Consider the following 4,863-nt stretch of genomic DNA (forward strand, 5'->3'; position numbering starts at 1 on the left):
CGCGTCTTCGCGGGCGAGCCGGCCGCCGACATCGCCCGGGAGATGCTGAGCCTCGCCGCGCACGACGGCCGGCCGGCCCCCGGGGTCCGCACCCCCCGGCCCCGGCCGGCCCGCTCAGCCGCCCCCCGTGCGGCGTCGGCGCAGCAGGACGGCGGCTATCTCCCGGACGCCCGGCGCCCGGCGCATCCCGAGCACGGCCGCCGCCCGCCCGAGCACGGACTCCAGCTTGTACGCGGTGTCGCAGAGCGTTGGCAGGTCGAGAGGGCCCCGCCCGGTGCCGATGCCCGCCCGGACGACGTCGGTGTAGACGGACTGCACCCGCTTGTACGCGAGCAGCCGCGGCAGGTCCTCGCGCCACCCGGCCGAGCTCCCCGGCCGCGCCCGCTCCACCGCGTCCCGCCAGCGCTGTGCGACCGCCGCCTCCTGGCGGGCCGGGTAGCGCATCAGATGCAGATGGGTCGCCAGGTCGTAGAGCGGATCGCCGAAGGCGGCGAGCTCCCAGTCGATGGTCCACAGGCGGTCGTGGCCGTCGACGACGACGTTCTCCCGGTGGAGGTCGCCGTGGAGCAGGCAGAACGGCCGCGCGGTCAGGGAGCGCATCCTGCGGGCGAGGCGGGTGAGGCCGTCCTCCGGCACGCCCAGCGCGCGGAACAGCTCCCCGTAGCGCGGCAGATGCGCCAGGCGAACCTGTTCCTCGGTGAAGCGCAGCAGCTCGGCCGCGAAACCCGCGCTGTCCCCGTCGCCGACGGCCGCGTCCCCGGGCCCCGTCGACTCGACCCGCAGCGCACCCGGTCCGATCGCCGCCAGCTCGCCGAACAGCCGTTCCAGCTGGCAGAGATGGCGCTCGGCGACGGCGCTGCCCGGCCCCCCGTACGCGCCGAGGGTCGTCCCCTCGATGAACCGCTGGAGACCGATCCCGTCGACGAGCATGATCTCCGGCACGCTGGTCACCCGGCCGGCCAGCGCCCGGATCAGGGCGCCCTCCGACGCGAACCAGCGCCGGTCGAACCAGAGGATGCCGTCGCGCGGCTCCCGGCACTTCCAGCGGACCGATCCCGCACCGCCACCGGCACCGGGCAGCGGGAAGGCGTAGGTCTCGTGGTGGTACCCCTGGAGAGGCCCCTCGATCAGCGCCTCACCGGCACTGAGCCGTAAGGACGTCTGCCGGGCCCGCGATCCCGGTCCGGCGGTCGTGCTCGCTGCGCCCGGGTGAATGCGGCCGCCCCCCTGCCCGCGGGAACAGCGCCCCGCCACCGGTACCGGCACGGGACCGAGCGTCGCCCGTGCGGCGGGAGCTCACCGGTCCGCGGCTGCGACGAACGCCAGGAACTCCCCCATCTCCGAGGCGACCAGCGGGACTCCGGCATCCAGCAGCCGCTGCCGCCCCCTCTCATGACGGTGATACCCGCAGAACGGCATTTCGATCTGCCGGGCCGCGTGGAAGTCGGAGACCGTGTCCCCGATCATCAGATGGAGGCCGGCCGGCACGCCCGGGCGCATCGCCTCCAGAAGGGCACGGGGATGCGGCTTCATCAGGGTGGCATCGCCCGTCCGCCCGACGACGGGACCGTCGAAGCAGTCGCGCACGGACATCCGCTCGACGATCCGGACGGCGGCGTCCGCGTGGTTGTTGGTGGCGATCGACAGACCACGCCCCGAGGCATGGCACGCCCTGATGAAGTCCGCCGCGCCCGGCGTGGGTTCGGCGGACTCGGCGGCCTTGCGCTCGTAGGCGTCCAGCCGGTCGTGCAGGGCGTCGACGGTCCTGCGCCAGCCGGGGTCGCGGTCCCGCCGGAGCATCTCCGCCGTGTGGGCGTGCAGTACGGCGATCGGGTCGGTCGTGTCGCGGACCCCGGGGGCCGGCCGGCCGTCGTGCGCGGCGAGGCTCAGCATCTCCCGGGCGATGTCGGCGGCCGGCTCGCCCGCGAAGACGCGGGCGACGGGACCGTCGAGGTCGAGGACGACGCACCGGGCCCGGGTCACCGCCTCCCGGATCGCGAACGGCTGTGCCGGGGTGGCAGTGGCGTGTGGCACGGTCAGATGTCCGCCCTTACGGCTTGGTGGGTCCAGGTGTTCTCGAAGAACTTCTGCATCTGGCGCACGATGCCCACCTGATCGGGTGTGGAGTCGGCGGCGGCACGGAAGGGGAACAGGGTCGCCCCGGTGCCGTATGCGTCGAGGATGGTCACTTCCTCGCCGCCGGGGACCACGGTGACGTTGCCGAGGTCCGGCGGATAGAAGCCCTGCAGGGCGAGCCTGCGGTTCAGGATGTACAGCTTGATCTGCGGGGAGAACGGCACGAGCCGTACCTCCACCGAGACCTCGGGGACGAGCTTGCGGTTGCGCAGCTCGTACAGGGACTCCCGGAGGATGGTGGCGTGGGCCGTGAGGATGCCGTGCATCCGGTTGCGCACCCGCGGGTCGTCCGAGCCGTCGACCGGACGGGGGATGGCCAGGTGGCCCGAGGCCGTGTCGGGGAGGATCAGCCGCGCGGTGATGCTGCGCGGCGGCCGGATCACCCCGTCGAGGATGCGGTCCTTCTGGTGGGAGACCTGGGTGGCGAGGGACTCGGTGGTCATCGAGAAGACGTCCAGCGTCACCTCGGTCGCCTCGAACGCCTCCTCCAGATACGGCTTCAGCCGCACCAGAGGCACGTCCTCGGAGACGACGGCCCAGCTCTCGTCACCGCCGTCGGCCGTCTCCGGGGCCGGCTCCGTGCCCGTCGCGGACGCGGGGTCGCCGAGCTCGCGGACGAACGTGCCGCTGCCCTGCCGGACGCGGACCAGCCCTTCCTCGCGCAGGAGCGTGATCGCCTGGATCACCGTGCTCCGCGATACGTGGTACTGCGCGGCGAGGACCTCCTGAGTCGGGATGCGCTGTCCCGGCAGCCTGGTCCCCTGGTTGATCTCCTTGCGCAGCACGTCGGCCAGCTGCACATAGCGGAACTGGCCGTCCCTGGAGGCGGCTCCATGACTGGTCACCCCACAACCATACAACTACCGCACGAGCAGCCGGAGATACCGCGCCGGACCTGTCAACTCGGCGCGCGGTCATCACCTTCACAGGAACCAAACAACCGGACAAGTTTACGAGTGTGGCATGACGGGGCATCACAAGGTCAGGTCAACCGAACGAATTCTGCTCCGGGTTGCCCGCCCGACCGGATCGATCCCAGCAGCACAACGGTGTGCGCGCTCGGCCTCTCCCCACCGAAGGAGTGACACACCATGCCTCTGATCGCCCTCGTCGCCGAGCAGTACGTCCAGTGGAGGTTCGGCTTCGCCGCCGGGCTCGGTCTCGCACTCCTTGCGGTCGGCATCAAGGCCGACAACCCGACCTGCACCGGTGTCGGCGGCCTGCTGCTGGTCGCCCCGGCCGTCGGCGCCGGCTGAGCCCTGCGCCGCGCCGGGGCGACCGCGCCGGGCGGGCAGGCGTCAGAAGACGTCCGGGCACCACGGCCTGCGGGCCGTGCGGAAGGCGGTGTCCGCCTCCGTGACCGCGCCCGCGCGGTGTTCCGTCACCAGGCCCAGGGCGGCGAGCCGTACCGCCGAGGCGTCGCCGAGGTACAGCGCGCCCAGCTCGCGGACGTCCAGCGTCAGATCGGGAGCGGCGGCGGTCGGTGTGCAGGCGGCCTGCCCGGCGGCGGTGTCGAGGCGGAAGCGCCCGCCCGCCAGCCCCGCGGCGTCGACGACCTCCAGCACCAGGGAGGCCGGGGCCGCGTAGGTGCGCGCCTCCAGGGCCCGGACGGTGTCCAGGACGCGTACCCACAGGAAGTCGGCCGAGGTGAGGACCCTCGCCGCGCGGGGATCGGGGAGGAGATCGGGGAGCAGGTCGTCGGGGGCGCGGTAGCCGGTGCGGACCGTCGTGACCCAGTCGACCGAGCAGACGAAGTGCCACAGCGCCCGTTCCGCCTCGGGCGTCACCGCGATCAGGTCGCGCACGGTGGCGGTGTTCTGCGGCTGCTTCGCGTCGCCCCACCGGTCGTCGGCCGTCCAGGTCACCAGCCCCTCGGCCTCGCCGCCCGCCGAGCGGTACACCGCGTGGAACGGCTCCTTCCAGGAATGCGGGGGCGTCTCCAGCGATCCGGTGGCCCCGCCCCACCAGCGCTCGCTCCGGTCGACGACCCCGTGCCGTACACCGGCCAGCCGCTCGTGGAGCACCGGGCCGAGCTTGCGGACGTCGGCGCCGTCGACGAGGTCGACCCTGCCGCCGCCGTCCGGCACCGGACGCCGGGCGTCGAGGCCGGTGCGGGGCACGTCGACGGACCACTCGGTGATCCCCGCGGCGGGACCGAAGCCGAAACGGCCGTAGATCGGGTACTCGGCGGCGATCAGCGTGGACACGACGTCACCGCGTTCCCTGGCCGCGGCCAGGCCCGCGGTCATCATCCGGCTCAGCAGGCCGCGCCTGCGGTGCGTCGGGGAGACCGTGACATGGGTGACCGCGGTCGACGGGACCCGCGCGCCGCCCGGCACACTCAGCGTCTGCGCGAAGGTGCGGTGGGTCGCCACACACCGGCCCGCGTCGAACGCGCCCCGGACCCGGGCCATGTCGAAGTGCGCCCGCCGGGCGGCCACCTCCTCGTCCGTGACCAGCGGGGGGCGCAGGAAGCCGGTGGCCAGGGCTCGCAGCCAGTCGGACAGTTCGGACTCGGTGACCGGACGGATCTCGACGCTCATACCGTCACGCTAGGCAGACCGCCGCCCGGGCCGCACTCGGTTTTCGCGCCACCGGGCACGGGGCCGGGGCGTCGCCCGGAATCCGGGCCGCTCGGCGGCTCAGAAGGCCGCGCGGACCCGTATCGCGATGCGCGGCCCCGCAGCCCGTGCCCGTGCCCGCGTCCGGGCGGCCCCGGGCACGGTG

At 73.6% G+C, this 4,863-nt stretch carries 5 protein-coding genes; 1 reads left to right on the forward strand and 4 read right to left on the reverse strand.

The features are described from left to right. Positions 1 to 114: 114 nt before the first annotated feature. Genes EAO77_RS37310 through EAO77_RS37320 form a run of 3 tightly spaced genes read right to left on the reverse strand, consistent with a single transcriptional unit; the run spans position 115 to position 2,981 of the window. The gene (locus tag EAO77_RS37310; RefSeq protein ID WP_261994338.1) at positions 115 to 1,266 is read right to left on the reverse strand and encodes an aminoglycoside phosphotransferase family protein; all 1,152 of its coding nucleotides are present in this window, start codon (positions 1,264 to 1,266) and stop codon (positions 115 to 117) included. Positions 1,267 to 1,296: 30 nt separating this feature from the next. Next, positions 1,297 to 2,034: an HAD family hydrolase gene (locus tag EAO77_RS37315; RefSeq protein ID WP_261994339.1), complete on the reverse strand. Its 738-nt coding sequence runs from the start codon at positions 2,032 to 2,034 to the stop codon at positions 1,297 to 1,299. 2 nt (positions 2,035 to 2,036) lie between these two features. Next, positions 2,037 to 2,981, reverse strand: a complete 945-nt coding sequence (locus EAO77_RS37320; protein ID WP_147992705.1) for a GntR family transcriptional regulator — start codon at positions 2,979 to 2,981, stop codon at positions 2,037 to 2,039. Between the two features lie 246 nt (positions 2,982 to 3,227). Here EAO77_RS37320 and EAO77_RS39290 point away from each other — a divergent pair, with 246 nt between their 5' ends. Further along, on the forward strand, positions 3,228 to 3,392 hold the full coding sequence (locus tag EAO77_RS39290; RefSeq protein WP_187283606.1) for a hypothetical protein: 165 nt from the start codon (positions 3,228 to 3,230) through the stop codon (positions 3,390 to 3,392). A 42-nt stretch (positions 3,393 to 3,434) separates the two neighbouring features. Here the strand turns inward: EAO77_RS39290 and EAO77_RS37325 are convergent, their stop codons facing one another. Further along, entirely contained in the window at positions 3,435 to 4,679 is a 1,245-nt protein-coding gene (locus EAO77_RS37325) for a GNAT family N-acetyltransferase (protein ID WP_147992706.1), read from the reverse strand. Positions 4,680 to 4,863 lie beyond the last annotated feature (184 nt).

Source organism: Streptomyces sp. T39, assembly GCF_008042045.1.
GTDB lineage: Bacteria > Actinomycetota > Actinomycetes > Streptomycetales > Streptomycetaceae > Streptomyces.

Coding starts and splice junctions, on each gene's coding strand:
- EAO77_RS39290 (WP_187283606.1), top strand. CDS start 3,228: ATGCCTCTGATCGCCCTCGTCGCCGAGCAGTACGTCCAGTGGAGGTTC.
- EAO77_RS37325 (WP_147992706.1), bottom strand. CDS start 4,679: ATGAGCGTCGAGATCCGTCCGGTCACCGAGTCCGAACTGTCCGACTGG.